Here is a 15603-nt window from a genome sequence, read left to right as displayed (position 1 = left end):
GGCGGCCGAGTTCTTTCCGTAATAAAACTTTTCAATCCGAAGGAGTATGTTCCCCCCGGGGTCACCGGCGAGGAGGACGGCCATGAACCAGAGCCAGGACAGCGAGCTGCGACGCTACGGCTACACCCAGGAGTTGCGGCGGTCGTTGGGCTTCCGCGACCTGCTCATCTACGGGTTGATCTTCATGGTGCCGATCGCCCCGTTCGGCATCTTCGGCGGGGTGTTCCAGGGCTCCGGCGGCATGGTCGCCCTGACCTACGCCATCGGCATGCTGGCGATGCTGTTCACCGCCAACTCCTACGCCCAGATGGCCAAGGCGTTCCCGCTGGCCGGGTCGGTCTACACCTACGCGGGCCGGGGCATCGGCGCGCCGGTCGGCTTCCTGGCCGGGTGGATGATCCTGCTGGACTACGTCCTGGTGCCCGGCCTGCTCTACCTGATCGCCAGCGTGGCGATGAACTCGCTGGTGCCCGCCGTGCCGCTGTGGCTGTGGCTGGTGGCGTTCGTGCTGCTCAACACCGCGGTCAACTACCTGGGCATCGAGATGACCGCCCGGGTCAACCGGATCATGCTGGTGGCCGAGCTGGTGGTGCTGGCGGTCTTCATCGGCATCGGCGTGGTCGCGGTGGCCCAGGGCAAGGGGCGCGGGTTCAGCTTCGACGCCTTCTTCGACGCCGGGACCTTCTCCTGGCCGCTGGTCTTCGGCGCGGTGTCGATCGCGGTGCTCAGCTTCCTCGGCTTCGACGGGATCTCCACGCTGGCCGAGGAGAACCGCGAGTCGGCGCGCGCGATCGGCCGGTCGATGGTGGCGGCGCTGCTGCTGGTCGGCGTGCTGTTCATCGTGCAGACGTGGGTGGCGGCCATGCTGGTGCCCGACGCCGATTCCCTGCTGGCCGACGGCGACCCGGGCGGCACGGCGTTCTACGACGCGGCGCGCGTGGCGGGCGGCGAGTGGCTGGCGATCCTGACGGCCGCGGCGACGGCGGTGGCCTGGGGCTTCGCCAACTCGCTCGTGGCGCAGGCGGCGACCTCGCGGCTGCTGTTCGCCATGTCGCGCGACCGCAGCCTGCCCAAGTTCCTGTCCAAGGTGCACCCGAAGCGGCGCGTGCCGGTCAACGCCACCCTGCTGGTCGCCGCGATCTCGCTGGCGCTCGGGCTCTACATGCAGTCGCGCGACGACGGCATCACCCTGCTCAGCTCGCTGGTCAACTTCGGGGCGATGACCGCGTTCCTGGTGCTGCACGTGGCCGTGGTGGTGCACTACGTGGTCCGCCAGCGCAGCCGCAACTGGTGGAAGCACCTCATCGCCCCGGTCATCGGGTTCGCGATCCTGGCCTACGTGGTCGTCAACGCCAAGCTGGCCGCGCAGACCAGCGGGCTGGTGTGGCTCGGGGCGGGGATACTGCTGATGGTCGCCCTGCTCGTGGCGGGCCGCGGTCTGCGGCTGCCCGGCATCGGCGGGACGGAGGAGGAGAAGAAGTGAGCATCGAGGTCGTGCGCCTGGCCCCGGAGCGGGGGGACCTGGCCTACACCTTCGGCGGCCGGGAACCGCTGCTGACCGTGCGGCCGGGCACGGTGGTCGAGCTGACCACTGAGGACTGCTTCGGCGGGGCCGTGCGCACCGTGGGCGACCTGCCCAGCCAGGTCTGCACCTTCCCGTACCTCAACCCGGTGACCGGCCCGATCGCGGTCGAGGGCGCCGAGCCGGGCGACGCCGTGGCGGTGCACTTCATCGACATCCGCCCGGCCCGCGACTGGGCCGTCTCCACCACCTTCCCGCACTTCGGCGCGCTGACCGCCACCCACACCACCGCGATGCTGCACGACGCCCTCCCCGAGCGGGTGTGGATCTACGACGTGGACGCGGCCAAGGGCGTCTGCCGGTTCCACGCGCGCAGCGCCGACTTCGAGGTGGAGCTGCCGCTGGACCCGATGCACGGCACGGTCGGCGTCGCGCCCGCGGCCAACGAGGTGCTGATGAGCATCAGCCCCGGCCCGCACGGCGGCAACATGGACACCCCGGAGCTGCGTGCGGGCACGACGGCGTACTTCCCGGTCAACGTCCCCGGCGCGCTCATCTCGATCGGCGACGGCCACTGCCGCCAGGGCGAGGGCGAGGTCTGCGGCACGGGCGTGGAAGCGGCGATGGCGACCGTGGTCGTCGTCGACCTGATCAAGGAAGCCGTCCCGGCCTGGCCCCGCCTGGAAACCGACGCGCACCTGATGTCCACCGGCTCGGCCCGCCCGCTGGAGGACGCCTTCCGCATCAGCCAGCACGACATGGTCGGCTGGACGGCGGCCTTGCTGGGCCTCGACGCCCTCGACGCCTACCAGCTGGTCAGCCAGGCGGGCCTGGCCCCCGCGGGCAACGTCGTGGACACCACGTACACGATGCTGGCCAAGTTCCCCAAGAGCATCCTGGGCAAGGTCACCGCCTACGACGGAATCCACTCCCGCTTGCGGGAGATCGGAGCGCGATACCTGGCAGAGCGGTAGCGCCGTACGTCAGATTACGTAGTCAGAAGGCGCTTCCTGACGTACGCACTCCGCGAAACGACGCCCTAGCCTCGATCTCAGTCCCATTCCCTTCCGGACGGAGATCTCGTGCGCCTGCCCTCGGCTCGCCTCGCGGTGTCGGTCGCGTATGCCTGGATCGCCCTGGTGGCCTTCGGCGGCATCGCGGTCGAGACCATCGTCATCTACCCCAACGTGTTCCACGACGCGCCCGCGTCGCTCGCTGAGTCGGTCGAGTTCTTCACCATCACTGGCCCGGCGGACTTCTTCCCGGTGATCGGCTTGGTCACGGCGGTCGCCGGCGTGGCGACCGCCGTGCTGCTGCGGCGGGTCGAGCAGGCGCGGTGGTGGATCGCGGCGAGCTTGGGGACGCTCGTGGTCGGCGAATGGCTGTTCTCGATGGTGTTCTTCTGGCCGCGCAACGACATCATGTTCGAGGAAGGCATCGCCGTGCACGCGGCGGAGTTCTTGCAGCGGACGGCGGACGAATTCCAGACCGGGCACTGGTTCCGCCTCGGGATGAGCGCCGTCACCGCCGCATTGGCCTTCACCGGGCTCCTGCGCTATCACCGCGTCCACGCGCTGACCGGGCGGGCGGCGTGACCGCGCGCCGCTCCATCGGCCTCCCGCCGCTGGCCGTGCTCGGCCTCGCCGCGCTCGGCGTGCCCAGGGCGGTCGCCCACGACCTGGCGCTGGTCGGCCCGCTGGTCAACGGCCTGCTGGTGTTCGCCCCGCTCGCGGTGTGGGTCGGGTACGTGCTGTGGCGGCGGGTGCCGAACCCGTTCCTGGCGCTGCTCGCCGTGGGCGTCGCGTACGGCGTGCTGCTCGCCGCCACCCACCAGATCCTCTGGGCCGAGGCGTTCGCGGGCGACCGGCCGCGGTTGGGCGGCGCCCTCGCAGGCTCGCTGGCGCCCGCTGCCGAGGGGCTGGTGCTGCGGGTCTTCTCGGTGGGCAGCAGTCTGGTCACCGGAGCCATGACGGGGGCGGGAGCAGGCGCGGTGAGCTGGGTGCTGGCCCGGGCCGTGCCGGGGCTCGGTCCGCAGTAGCCAGGAGGTGCGCCATCGCCGACGACCGGAAGCAGCTCGCGGTCGACCTCGGTCTCGCCATGATCGTCCTGGTGGCCGTCGGCACGGCCATCACCGCGAACATCGGCGGGCCGCCCGCGGCCCCCGCGCTGCCCGCCTACGCCTTCGGCGCCGTGTTCGGCGCGCTGATGCTGGTGCGCCGCCGCTGGCCGGTGCCCACGCTGGTCATCACCGCGGTCGCCCTGCTGGGCTACTACGCGCTGTCCTACCCGCCGATCGGCCTGGCCGTGCCGGTGGCCGCCGCGTTGTTCTCCGCGGCCGAGCACGGGCGGCTGCGCTGGGCGGTCGGCACCGCGGCGGCCCTGCTGGCGATCTCGACCGGGGTGCGGATCGGCCAGGGCGACGACCCGGCCTTCCTGCTCGGCCTGGAGATCCCCACCTCGGCCGCGCTCATGGCCGCGGTCATCGCCCTCGGCGACGGGCTGCGGTCCCGCCGCGGCTGGCGCGCCGAGCTGGCCAAGCAGGCCCGCGCCGCCGACCTGGAGCGGGAGCGCGAGGCGGCGCGGCGCGTCGAGCAGGAGCGGCTGCGCATCGCACGCGACCTGCACGACCTGCTCGCCCACACGGTGTCGGTGATCTCCCTGCACACCGACGTGGCCCGCGAGTCCTTGCGCGACGACCCCGACACCGCGGAGCGCTCCCTGACCGCCGCCCGCGCGGCCTGCGGCGACATCGGCCGCGAACTGCGCGCCACCCTGCACGCCCTGCGCGAGGCGGATGACCCCGTGCCGCCTCCCGGTCTCGACCGGCTCGGCGACCTGCTCGCCACCGCCACCGCGGCGGGGCTCGACGCGCGGGTCCGCACCACCGGCAGGCCGGTCCCCCTGCCCGCGGTGTCGGACGCGACCGCGTACCGGGTCGTCCAGGAGGCGCTGAGCAACGTGCTGCGGCACGCCGAGGCCACTACCGTGCGGGTGGAGCTGGACTACGGCGAGGACACGGTGCTCATCAGGATCACGGACGACGGCCGCGGCGCGGAACCGGGCGACCAGGCGGCGAGCTGGGGGCTCGTCGGCATGCGGGAACGCCTGGCCCTGCTCGGCGGCGACCTGTCGACCCGGTCGCGGCCCGGGGAGGGGTTCGTCGTGGCGGCCCGGATCCCGACGGGGGCGCGGCCGTGATCCGGGTCGTGGTCGTCGACGACCAGCACCTGGTGCGCGAGGGCCTGCGGGCCCTGCTGGAACGCGCCGACGACATCACCGTCGTCGGCGAGGCTGCGGCCGCTGCGCCCGCCGTCGAACTGGTCGCGCGGGAGCGCCCGGACGTGGTCCTGATGGACATCCGGATGCCCGACGGCAGCGGCATCGACGCCACCCGCCGCATCGTCGCCACCCCCGACCTGCGCCACGTCCAGGTCATCGTCCTCACGACCTTCGACACCGACCAGAACATCCTCGACGCGATCCGCGCGGGAGCCGCGGGCTTCCTCCTCAAGGACACAACCCCCGACGACCTCCGCACCGCCATCCGCATCGTCTCCCGCGGCGACGCCCTCCTCTCCCCCACCATCACCCGCCGCGTCATGCAGGCCGCCGCCCAGAGCCCCACCCCGCGCCCCATCCCCGCCCTAGCCACCCTCACCGCCCGGGAACGGGAAGTCCTCACCCAGGTCGCCGCGGGCCAGTCCAACGCCGAGATCGGCCGCACCCTGCACATGAGCCCCGCCACCGCCCGCACCCACGTAGGCCGCCTCCTCACCAAACTGGCCGCCCGCGACCGCGCCCAACTCGTCGCCCTCGCCTACGAATCCGGCCTCATCACCCCCGGCACCACCCCCGACCCCCGGGCCTGACGCCTATCCCAGGAACGGCCAGGTAGGAATGACCGGGCTGTCGCGTCCAGACGGCGAACGACGTGAAGGGGCGACAACGGCGTGTCCGGGGAGAATGCTTCCGGTCGCTCCGGCGCCCTCCACCACATACCGGGCCACCGGCCGCAGATCCACCAGGGCCGGTGCCAGGCGGTGAGGGTGTGTGGTCAGTGCGGGGAGACGACGGCTATCGGGCACTCGGCGTGGTGGAGGACGGCCTGGGTTGTGCTGCCGAGGAGGACGCCTGCGAGGGGGCTGTGGCCTCGGCTGCCGACGACCAGCAGTTGGGCGTCTTCGGCGTGGTCGAGCAGGGCGCGGGCTGGGCGGTCGCGGATGACGCGCTGTTCGACGTGGACTTGGGGATACTTCTCGGTCCAGTTCGTCAGGCGGTCGGCGAGGAACTTGCGCTCGTCCTCGGCGACGGCCTCCCAGTCCATCAGCACGGGCAGCGGGTACCACCCGCCGGTGTAGGCGGTGTCGAGCCAGGTCCGCACGGCCCGCAGGTCGACACCGCGGTGGGCGGCCTCCTCGAAGGCGAACGCCAGCGCCGCCTCCCCCGCCTCGGACCCATCCACCCCGACGACCACCGGCCCCCGGTCACGCCTGCCCCGAACCACGACGACCGGGCACCGGGCGTGCGTTGCCAATGTCATCGCCAGCGAGCCGGCCAGCAGCCCCCGGAAGCCGCCGAGCCCCCGACTGCCCAGCACGACGGCCCGCGCGCCCCGGGTGGCCTCCACAACCACCTGCGACGGCTGCCCCATCCGCTTGTCCAGGATCGGCACGACCCCCGGGGCCGCAGCCCGCGCGGTCGTCGCCGCCTCGGCGAGCACGTGGTCGGCGTGCTCGGTCATCGCCGAGACCCACCGGTCGTCGGGGTCCGCGGCGGCGGGCAGCCGGGGCGGGGGCGGCGGGTAGGCGTGCAGCAGCCGCAACGGCAGCTCGCGGGACGCGGCATCACGTGCCGCCCACCGCACCGCATCGAGCGCAGCGTCCGAACCATCGACAGCGGCAAGGATCTCGTTCATCACTGGTCCTTTCCAGTCGTGCGCAACAGCGCAGGGAGTGCTGGTGGGCAGGTGCACCGACCCGCAGGACCGGGCAACGCGACGGCCTCGACGCGCCGCACGCGCAGAGGAAGGACCCCAGCGGATGGCACGGCGAAGCGGGGCCGGTGGCGTCCGGTGGTCATCGGCGCAGGGCCGCGCCGCCGTCGACGACGAACTCCGAGCCGGTGCTGTAGGTGGCTTCGGTGGCGATGAAGAGCACCATCCTAGCGACCTCGGCAGGCTCGCCCAGCCGGGCGATGGGTTGGCCCGCGGTCATCGCGTCGCCGTACCCCTCGGTCATCGGGGTGCGGATCGGTCCGGGGTGGACCGAGCAGACCCGGACGCCTGCGTCGGCGAACTCCAGCGCCGCGGTCTTGGTCAGCCCGCGCAGCCCCCACTTGCTCGCGGTGTACGCCCCCAGGTTCGCCGACCCGACCAGCCCAGCGGTCGAGGAGATGTTGACGATCACCCCGCCGCCCGCGGCCCGCATCACCGGGAACACCGCCTTCATCCCCAGCCACGCCCCGGTCAGGTTCACGTCGATGACCCGCTGGAACGTCTCCAGGCCCTGCTCGGCGATCCCGCCGAAGGCCACGATGCCCGCGTTGTTGACCAGCAGCGCCACCGGTCCGGGCGCGGCGGCGACGGCCCTGCGCCAGTCATCCTCGGAGGTGACGTCCAGGCGGGTGTAGCCCGCCCCCGGCGGCAGGTCGGCAGGCTCGGGCAGCACGTCGCCGACCAGCACGGTCGCGCCCGCGCCGACCAGCGCGTCGACCACGGCGCGCCCGATGCCCCGCGCACCCCCGGTCACGAGCGCGGTCGTCCCGTCCAGGTCGGGCATGGTGGTCTCCTCGGCGTCCGGTGGCACACCCCAGCCTCGCGCCGCTCCTCGCGGCTGAAGAGGGTCGAACGTCCCCATCGAACGGGACGTCCGACGTCGGCGCACCCCGGGCGGCGCCGAGGGGCGGCGAGGCCAGGGCCATCGCCGCCACCCCGGCCGCAGGCGCGGCAGGACGCGCCGATCAGCAGAACTCGACGCCGGTCGGGCCGGGGCAGGCGGCGAAGGCCCAGCCCTCCGAGGTGAACTGGCTGGACTCGCCGTTGCCGGAGACGGTGACGACCGCCGTGACGAAGCGGTCGACGCGGGTGGTGTTCACCGCGACGGTGCACGTCGATGCGGTGGAGTTGCAGGTCGACGGCAGCGGCGCCCCGCTCAGCGACCACGAGTAGGTGTAGGCGGGCGACGGGGCCAGGACCTTGAAGTGGATGGTGGAGCTGTACGACGGCCGCGGTGAGAGGCAGTTGGTGCTGTAGACGGGCGGGTAGGTCCGGTACGGGTAGATGGTGCACTGCAAGCCGCCGCCGATGGCGGTGGTCGCGGCGACCGCCGCAGTGGGCGGGGCCACGGTGATGAGGGACAGGACTCCGAGGGCGCCTAAGAGCGCGCGAGGCAGTCTTCGCACGAGCGGTTCCCTTCAGTGGGTGGACGTCCGGCGTGCTGTGCTCAGCTTCGCGGTCCGCAGCCCCCGCGGAAATCGACCGAACGGCCGCCAGCCGCGCATACCGGCCATCGCTCCGCATCACCCTGCGCCGTTCGGGTGACAGCCTTCACTCACCCGTATGGTTGTCGCCCTGCCCCGGTCGACTCGGTGGTGTGCTGGAACGGGTGAGCACCACTCTGCCATTGGGGGTCGAGCAGATGAAGCGCAACAAGTCCTTTGTGTCCACCAAGCCGGTCGTGGCAGCCGCGATAGCGGGCGTCGTGCTGTGCACGGCGGGAACGGCCCAGGCCGACACGCGGCCACCGGAGATCAAGGTCAGCCCCTCGGCGCTGGCCCCCGGCCAGCCCCTCACGGTGAGCATCTACTGCCTGGGCCAGAACATCCCCTGGGACCCGCAGGCCCGCTCGGCAGGCTTCGCCAGCCCGGTGGAGCTGCGGCACGTCGGCGACGGCGGCACCGGCATCGGCACCGCCCTCGAAGGCAGCGGCCACGCCACCGCCACCCCGGGCGCCTACACCGCCGCCTACGACTGCAACGGCTGGCCGGTCAAGACGACGTTCACCGTCAGCTGAGCCGGGAAGCCCGCGGCGGCAAGGGGGTCGGCCCTTGCCGCCGCGGGCGCTTCGCGCGCTACGAGCAGTTCGTGAGCTCGGTCGTCACCGGGCTGTAGGGGGAGTTCAGCTGGCAGGTGTTGGTGCCCGCGCCGCCGTTGATCGTGGTGCTGCCGAGTTCGTTGCGGTTGACGGTGATGGTGTCGTTGCCGTCCTCGCCGTAGATGGTCGGGCGTTGCAGGCCGGTGGTCTGGCGGTTGCTGTCGACGTAGATGACGTCGTCCTCCGGGCCGCCCTTGATCACGGCGCTTACGTTGTTGGCGACGTCCATCTTGTCGGCGCCAGGACCGCCCGCGATCGTGCCGAACCGGTTGTTCTCGTAGCGGTTCTCCGCGATGGTGAAGGTGTCGGCACCCGCACCGCCATCGATGAGCCCGACGTTGTAGCCGCCGGTGGGCACGGTCAGGACGTCGTTGCCGTCCTCGCCGTAGACCTCGCCCTTGTTGGTGGTCACGGTGATGCGGTCGGCTCCGACGCCGCCGTAGACCATGCCCTTGTCGTATTCGGAGTCGTACTCGTTGGTGCCGACCTCGATGATGTCGTCGCCTCCGTCGCCGGTCACCCGCGCGGTCACCCGGATCAGGCCCACCTTGATGGTGTCGTTGCCCGCCTCGCCGTGGGTGACCGGACCGCTGGTGTAGACGGTCTCGGTGATGGTGATCTCGTCGTCGTCATCACCGCCGAGGACGGTCTTGCCCTGCTTCTGGACGCGGATGGCGTCCTTGCCCGGGCCGCCGACGATCGTTCCGGTGTTCGTCCCGGCCTGGATCGCGTCGTTCCCGGGGCCGCCGTCGATGGTCACGTTGTTGACGCTGGTGATGATCGTGTCGTTGCCCTCCAGGCCGTTGACGCCGCTGACGGTGTAGGTGGTGGTGCACTCGATGCGGTCGTCACCCGTCGTCCCGGTGATGACCGGACCCTCCTGCTCGACGCCGTTGACCGTGCACGCGGCCTCGACACCGGCAGAAGCGGTTGGCACGGCGGTGAGGGCGAGCAGCACTGCGCCGACTGCGGGCAGGACGTGTCTGCGACTCATGGCGAAACTCCCTACTCGGGAAGGGATGGAGTCGATGGTGCATCGACAGCCATGACGGTTGCAGATCGCAAACTTCGCGCGTAAGTCTCCCGACGGCGGTCCACCGATCAGGTGGCTGCGACACAGACCGCCACCGATTACGGGATGGGGAACCGCGCTTCTCGGCTGTCCACTTGGAACCTGTGGTAGAAGTCCGTCATCGCCGTCGCAACCGGAGCGTGGCGGGCGATGACGGCTGCGGCGTCGGGCGCAATTCCGGTTGGCCGCTCCCCTTGGGCGCAGGCGCGCACGAACGCCCTGCGCTCCTCGCCCCGGTACCCGAACAGCTCGGTGACGAGCCAGATCACCAGGTGCGTGACGCTGTAGCAGCGGTCGTAGGCCTGGTGCTCGGCGAAGAAGGCGGCTTCCTCATCGGACAGGTCGAACCGCGAGGAGATCGCCAGGCCGTAGTCGGCGAAGTACAGGCGCTGGCCGTCGGTCAGGATGTTCTGGAAGTGGACGTCGAAGTGCAGGAGGCCGCGGGAGTTCATGAACGCGGTGCCTGCCAGCAGCTCCCGCTCGACCGCCGCCGAGTCGTCCTCGCCCGCCTTGATCCGGTCGGCCAGCCAGTCGTGCAGGTTGTGCGGGAGGTGCTCAAGGAACAGCGCGATGCTCGCCGAGGCGTCCCGCAGGCCCTCGATCCGGGCGCGCACCTGCGGGCCGCCGCCCCAGTACGCGACCGCCGCCGCCACATCGGCCAGTTCCTCCGGCAGCGCTTGCCCGGGGTGGGGCAGCACCCGCCAGTGGTGCATGAGCGGGAAGCCCTCGTGCTCGCCTGCCAGCACCCACTCCGTCGTCATCGTGTGCACGGCCAGCTCCCGCCAGGCCCCGAAGCCCGGCGCGCCGATGAGCCCGACCCCGTAGTGGCAGGACGACGGCAGCCCGAACACGTTCGCCGTGGACCCGACGTGCTCCGGCCGCCGCTCCAGGTCCGTCAGCGGCACCCGCTTGACGAAGACCGGCACCCCGTCGACCTCCAGCAGCGCCGACGTCCCGCCGATCCCCGCCCCCAGGGGCGCGGCCCGCTCCACGAGGTCGGCCAACTCGTCCTCGCTGCGGCTGGCCAGGGCTGCGGAAACAGCGCCATGAGCAGCCACACGCGCCCCATACGACATCTCGACCCGCCCCTCCGAACGCACCCCCACCCACTGTAGTGAATGCGCGGGCTACGGCTCCCGCCGCTTGCGGGTGGCCAACACGCTCCCGGCGCCCAAGGCGAGGAACAGCAGGCCGAGCAGGAGGGCCGTGCCGACGGCCGAGCCGGTCGGCGGCAGGTGCACCGGCGGTTCCGGCAGGCCCGGCAGCGGCGGCGGGATCGGCAGCCCGGGCCCCTTGGCGGGCACGGTCGTGGTGGCCGGTGGCGAGAGGACCGGGATGCCGTCGGGCGTGCGCCCCTTCGCCACGGCGAGGTTGGTCACCCGGCCGTCGATGACGTCGAACAGGGTCACCGTGTTGGTGCCCGTGCAGACCAGGCTCGCCCCGGGGGCCAGCGGGGTGGCGGGGCAGCGCGCTGGCTGGTCGAGCTTCAGGTCCACGATCTCGACCCGGGTGACCGTGACCGCGCCGATGTTGGTCACGGTGAACGTGTAGGCGATCGTCTCACCGGGGTTGGCCAGGCCGTCGCCGTTGGCGTCGTCCAGGGCTGCGGCCTTGTGCAACCGCAGCACCGCAATCGCGGGCAGCGGCACGATCGCGCTGTCGGTGTCGGTGACGACCTGCCCGCCCGGGGTCATCCCGGTGGCGACGGCGGTGTTCTCGATCTTCCTGGCGTCCACATCGGCCTGCGTCACGGTGTACGGCCGTGCGGTGCAGGTGACCGAGGCCCCGGGCGCGAGCGGCCCGGCCGGGCAGGTGACCTCGCCCAGCATCGGGTCCACGACGGTGATGGCGTGCAGGACGACCGGCCCGGTGTTGGTGACGACCAGGGTGTAGGACACCGTGTCGCCTGCGTCAGCGCCGTTGCCATCGGTGTCGGCGACCGCGCCCACGGTCTTCACCAGGTGGATCGCACCCGCGGAGTCGATGAGCGTCCGGGTGGTGTCGGAGGACGACACCGGCGCGCCGGACGGGTCGATCCCGGTCGCGGTCGCGGTGTTGGTCACCGCCCCGGCGTCCACATCGGCCTGCGTCAGCGAGTACGGCGCGGCCGTGCACTCGATCGACGCGCCGGGCGCGAGCGGGCCGCCCGGGCAGGTCACCGGACCGACGGTCGGATCGTCCACCGTCACCGGATTCAGGGTCACGTTGCCGGTGTTGGTCACCGCGAAGCCGAAGGTGATGGTGTCGCCGGTGTCGGGGCCGTTGCCGTCCAGGTCGCGCACCGCGCTGGCCGTCTTGTCCAGCAGGATGTCGCGGACCACCGGGATGGGCACGGTCGCGCTGTCCTCGGCGGTGACGACGGCCCCGGTCGGATCGGTGCCGCTGGCGGTCGCGGTGTTGGCGACCTGGCCCGCGTCCACGTCGGCCTGCGTCAGCGGGTGCAGCGCGGCCGTGCAGCCGATCGACGCGCCGGGCGCGAGCGGGCCTGCCGGGCAGGTCACCGGGCCGACGGTCGGGTCGTCCACCGTCACCGGATTGAGGGTCACGTTGCCGGTGTTGGTCACCGTGAACGAGTAGGTGACCGCATCGCCCGCGTCGAGCCCGTTGCCGTCGAGGTCGCTGATCGCGCTCACGGCCTTGGTCAGCCCGATCAGCGGTGCGCGGACGATGGCCACCGTCGCCGTGTCCGTCGCGGTCACCGGGCCGCCCGAGGGCGGCTGCCCGGTCGCGGTGGCCGTGTTGACGACCTCGCCCGCGTCCACGTCGGCCTGCGTCAGCGGGTACGGCGCGGCCATGCACTCGATCGACGCCCCGGGGGCCAGCGCGCCGCCCGGGCAGGTCACCGGGCCGACGGTCGGGTCGTCCACCGCCACCGGGTCGAGGGTCACGTTGCCGGTGTTGGTCACGGTGAACGTGTAGGCGATGGTGTCGCCCACGTCGTGGCCGTTGCCGTCGCCGTCGCTGACCGCCGAGCCGACCTTCACGATCCCGATGGACGGTTCGGCCGCCACCGGCACCCGCACAGTGTCCTCGTCCGTCACCTCCTGCCCGGACGGCGCGGTCCCCCGCGCCTGCGCGGTGTTCACCACCTCGCCCGCGTCCACGTCCGCCTGATCCAGCGAGAAGGGCGTCGCGGTGCACACCACCGAGTCACCGGGGGCCAGCGGACCACTCGGGCAGGTCACCGGGCCGACGGTCGGGTCATCCACCACCACCGGATCAAGGGTCACGTTGCCGGTGTTGGTGACGGTGAACGTGTAGGCGATGGTGTCGCCCGGGTCCGGGCCGTTGCCGTCCCCGTCGGACACCGCGGACGCCGCCTTGGCCAGCGACAGCGCGGGGACCGCCGCGATCGAGGTCGTGGTGTGGTCGGTGCTGGTCGCGGTGCCGCCGTCGGGGGCGGTGCCGGTGGCGGTCGCGGTGTTCGCCAGCACGCCCGCGTCGACCTCGGCCTGCGTGAGGGGCCGGGTCACCGGGTCGCACGCGATCGTCACCCCGGGGGCCAGGGGGCCTGCCGGGCAGGTCACCGGGCCGACGACCGGGTCGTCCACGACCACCGGGTCGAGCGAGACGTTGCCGGTGTTGGTGACCGCGTAGGTGAAGGTCAGGGTGTCGCCCGCGTCCGGGCCGTTGCCGTCGGCGTCGGAGACCGCGCCGACCGCCTTGTCCAGCAGGATCGCGCGCCGGACCGGGATCGGCGTGGTGGTCGAGTCGGTGCTGGTCACCTCCGCGCCCGAGGGCGCGGTCCCGGTCGCGGTCGCGGTGTTGGCGACGGTGCCCGCGTCGACGTCGGCCTGCGTGGTCGGGTAGGCCACCGGGCCGCAGACGATCGACTCGCGCGGCGCGAGCGGGCCGTCGGGGCAGGGCACCGGGCCGACCTTCGAGTCGACGACGGCCACCGGGTCGAGCGGCACGTTGCCCGAGTTCGTCACGGTGAAGGTGAACTCGACGGTGTCGCCCGCGTCGGGGCCGTCGCCGTCCACGTCGGTGAGCGGACCGGCGTCCTTGACCAGCAGGATCGAGGGCCGGGCCAGGGTGTTCACCACGGTGCACCGGACCTGGTCGTCGGCGTCGACCGCGGGCAGGACCCACTCCGGGTACGCGCCGGAGGGCGTCACCGCGCGCCCGGTCAGGGTCTCGACGCAGGCGATGGACGGCACGTAGTCGGCCGGGTTCGTGCCCGGGCCCGCGGTGTCGGTGATCCGGTAGCCGCCGCCCGGCTGCACGGCCACCGGGCCCGCCGTCGCCGAGGTCTGCTCGCCGGTCGTGGTCGCGCTGGCCACCGGGCTGCCGTCCCTGGTCACCGCCACGGTGAACTGGTCGTCGCCGTCGACGCGGCCGGGCAGCGACTTGACGACCGTGATGGTCGGCACCGCGACCCGCAGCGCGTAGTCCTCCACCTCGCCGGAGCGCGCCACGCCGGTCGGCGCGCGGACCTCGGCGGCGTCGGCGGCGATGCGCAGCCGCAGGAACGTGGGCTCGGCCAGCGCGGGCTGGACGTCGGCGGGCACGGTCCAGGACAGGTCGACCGACCCGTCGCACGGGACGGGGGCCGACCCCTCCCCCGCGTCGAAGTCCCCGTCGTGGTTCCAGTCGATCCACCCGGCCACGGTCGCCGTGCCGGAGCAGGCGACGCCGGTGAGCGCGTACGCGCCGCCGGGGACGACCTGGACCGTGCCCGGGGCGGCGATGGCGTCCTCGTCGTCGGGCGGGCCGAAGACGCCGTTGCCGCTGGTGTCGTCCCCGGTCGCGTCGGCGCTGGTGTGGGAGGTGTCCTCCGGGTCGACGGTCGCGCCCAGCCGGACCGGCGGCTGGGCGGAGGTGGCCAGGGTGAGGTCCGGGCTGTACGAGGGCACCATCGCCCCGGTCGGCACCGTGCCGCCCGCGAACCCGTACTGCTCCAGGTGCTCGGCCCCGCCGTAGCTGGCGGGCGCGTCCCCGTGGTCCAGGGACAGCACGACGCCCAGCGCGATGGCCGTCGTCCCGGAGCCGGTGAACTGGACCGCAGCCGACGACGCGCCGTCCATGAACGCCACCACCGTGGGCCCGGCCGTGCATTCGACGGTCGACCTGCCGATCCGCAGCGCGTTGTCCGCCGAGCGGGTCAGCTCGGTCTGCCCGGTGCAGCCCGGCGAGCGGTAGCGGTCGATGATCCGCCAGGTGGCCGACGGCGCGATGGTGGCCTGGATCGACTCCAGGTTCAGGCTGTTCATCTGCTCGGCGTCGGCCAGCACCAGCCCGGCCAGCGGGAAGGGCGCCCCGTCGAGCGTCGCCGAGCAGTCGAAGTCGAAGCTGACCGTGCGCAGGCTCGTGGACAGCCCGACCACCAGCTGGTTGGCGGTCCCGGTGCCCCCGATGTTGTACATGTCGTCGAACCCGTCGCCGTGGTAGGTGCCGGGCCGGTAGGCGACCAGATTCGGCCCGCTCGCCGAGTTGCTGACGACATCCGACACCGTGCAGGTCACCGCGATCGTGTTGCGCCCCACGGTCCGCGTCTGCGTCCGGGAGAACCCCCCAGCGGGCATCACCTCCCCGTGCGCGCCCCACGAGAACCAGTCGATCGCCTGGATGAACCGCCCAGCACCCCCCGTCGCGAACTCCCCCCGCGCCGCCGGAACCCCCACCACGCCAAGCAGAACTGCCACAACGAGAGCAACCCGCCCAGCTATCCCCGTCGCACGCGCCACAATTGGTCAGTGCATCGGCTCCCGGACCGCCCTGCCACCCGAAGACCCGCTTCTCACCCGCACGTGTCGACTGCGGTGCCTCCGCCGAGCGGAAACCCTTGCGTGATCACCATTTTGGTGTTTGCGGCCTCCTTTAGCTGCGGAGGAAGACCCGAACACCGCCCGTGATCCGCGACCCCGGTCGAGCCGCCCAGGCCGCGGGTGGCCTGGGCAGCAGTCCACATCGGATAT

General features: G+C 72.4%; 13 protein-coding genes. 7 read left to right on the top strand and 6 right to left on the bottom strand.

Annotated features, from left to right (window positions below; genetic code table 11):
• The first annotated feature begins 82 nt into the window (after positions 1-82).
• The 6 genes from ACWEPX_RS16025 (at position 83) to ACWEPX_RS16000 (ending at position 5391) form a co-directional block, all read left to right on the top strand.
• A complete protein-coding gene (locus ACWEPX_RS16025; RefSeq protein ID WP_451897922.1) occupies positions 83-1483 on the top strand; it encodes an APC family permease in 1401 nt (466 codons plus the stop codon).
• Positions 1480-2496, top strand: a complete 1017-nt coding sequence (locus ACWEPX_RS16020; protein ID WP_451897921.1) for an acetamidase/formamidase family protein — start codon at positions 1480-1482, stop codon at positions 2494-2496. Before ACWEPX_RS16025 ends, ACWEPX_RS16020 begins: the two co-directional genes overlap by 4 nt.
• Positions 2497-2604: 108 nt before the next feature.
• Positions 2605-3117 carry a DUF1772 domain-containing protein gene (locus tag ACWEPX_RS16015; protein WP_451897920.1) on the top strand — a complete coding sequence of 171 codons (513 nt, stop codon included), beginning with the start codon at positions 2605-2607 and terminating at the stop codon, positions 3115-3117.
• Entirely contained in the window at positions 3114-3560 is a 447-nt protein-coding gene (locus tag ACWEPX_RS16010; protein WP_451897919.1) for a hypothetical protein, read from the top strand. The genes ACWEPX_RS16015 and ACWEPX_RS16010 overlap by 4 nt, the downstream gene beginning before the upstream one ends.
• A 14-nt stretch (positions 3561-3574) precedes the next feature.
• Positions 3575-4720 (top strand): sensor histidine kinase, encoded by a 1146-nt coding sequence (locus tag ACWEPX_RS16005; protein WP_451898055.1) that lies wholly within the window; start codon positions 3575-3577, stop codon positions 4718-4720.
• Positions 4717-5391, top strand: coding sequence for a response regulator (locus ACWEPX_RS16000; RefSeq protein ID WP_451897918.1), 675 nt, complete (start codon positions 4717-4719; stop codon positions 5389-5391). The genes ACWEPX_RS16005 and ACWEPX_RS16000 overlap by 4 nt, the downstream gene beginning before the upstream one ends.
• Before the next feature lie 185 nt (positions 5392-5576).
• Here the strand turns inward: ACWEPX_RS16000 and ACWEPX_RS15995 are convergent, their stop codons facing one another.
• The 3 genes from ACWEPX_RS15995 to ACWEPX_RS15985 form a co-directional block, all read right to left on the bottom strand.
• Positions 5577-6437, bottom strand: coding sequence for a universal stress protein (locus ACWEPX_RS15995; protein ID WP_451897917.1), 861 nt, complete (start codon positions 6435-6437; stop codon positions 5577-5579).
• A gap of 160 nt (positions 6438-6597) precedes the next feature.
• Positions 6598-7299, bottom strand: a complete 702-nt coding sequence (locus ACWEPX_RS15990) for an SDR family NAD(P)-dependent oxidoreductase (protein WP_451897916.1) — start codon at positions 7297-7299, stop codon at positions 6598-6600.
• A gap of 181 nt (positions 7300-7480) precedes the next feature.
• The gene (locus ACWEPX_RS15985; protein ID WP_451897915.1) at positions 7481-7921 is read right to left on the bottom strand and encodes a hypothetical protein; all 441 of its coding nucleotides are present in this window, start codon (positions 7919-7921) and stop codon (positions 7481-7483) included.
• A 203-nt stretch (positions 7922-8124) separates the two neighbouring features.
• On the opposite strand from ACWEPX_RS15985, the gene ACWEPX_RS15980 reads away from it, so the two are divergent.
• Positions 8125-8532, top strand: a complete 408-nt coding sequence (locus ACWEPX_RS15980; protein ID WP_451897914.1) for a hypothetical protein — start codon at positions 8125-8127, stop codon at positions 8530-8532.
• 58 nt (positions 8533-8590) lie between these two features.
• Here the strand turns inward: ACWEPX_RS15980 and ACWEPX_RS15975 are convergent, their stop codons facing one another.
• From ACWEPX_RS15975 to ACWEPX_RS15965, 3 genes are all read right to left on the bottom strand, one after another.
• On the bottom strand, positions 8591-9607 hold the full coding sequence (locus tag ACWEPX_RS15975) for a hypothetical protein (protein WP_451897913.1): 1017 nt from the start codon (positions 9605-9607) through the stop codon (positions 8591-8593).
• A 137-nt stretch (positions 9608-9744) separates the two neighbouring features.
• Entirely contained in the window at positions 9745-10785 is a 1041-nt protein-coding gene (locus ACWEPX_RS15970) for a hypothetical protein (protein ID WP_451897912.1), read from the bottom strand.
• A 27-nt stretch (positions 10786-10812) separates the two neighbouring features.
• Positions 10813-15309: a CshA/CshB family fibrillar adhesin-related protein gene (locus ACWEPX_RS15965; protein WP_451898054.1), complete on the bottom strand. Its 4497-nt coding sequence runs from the start codon at positions 15307-15309 to the stop codon at positions 10813-10815.
• Positions 15310-15603: the final 294 nt, after the last annotated feature.

The sequence above is a fragment of the Actinokineospora sp. NPDC004072 genome, assembly GCF_053604195.1.
The sequence above is the reverse complement of the archived record's forward strand: the minus strand, read 5'-3'. Positions and strand labels throughout refer to the sequence as shown.

Bases quoted from the DNA above. Each gene is read 5' to 3' on its own strand.
- ACWEPX_RS16025 (WP_451897922.1), top strand. From the start codon at position 83: ATGAACCAGAGCCAGGACAGCGAGCTGCGACGCTACGGCTACACCCAG.
- ACWEPX_RS15995 (WP_451897917.1), bottom strand. From the start codon at position 6,437: ATGAACGAGATCCTTGCCGCTGTCGATGGTTCGGACGCTGCGCTCGAT.
- ACWEPX_RS15975 (WP_451897913.1), bottom strand. From the start codon at position 9,607: ATGAGTCGCAGACACGTCCTGCCCGCAGTCGGCGCAGTGCTGCTCGCC.
- ACWEPX_RS15990 (WP_451897916.1), bottom strand. From the start codon at position 7,299: ATGCCCGACCTGGACGGGACGACCGCGCTCGTGACCGGGGGTGCGCGG.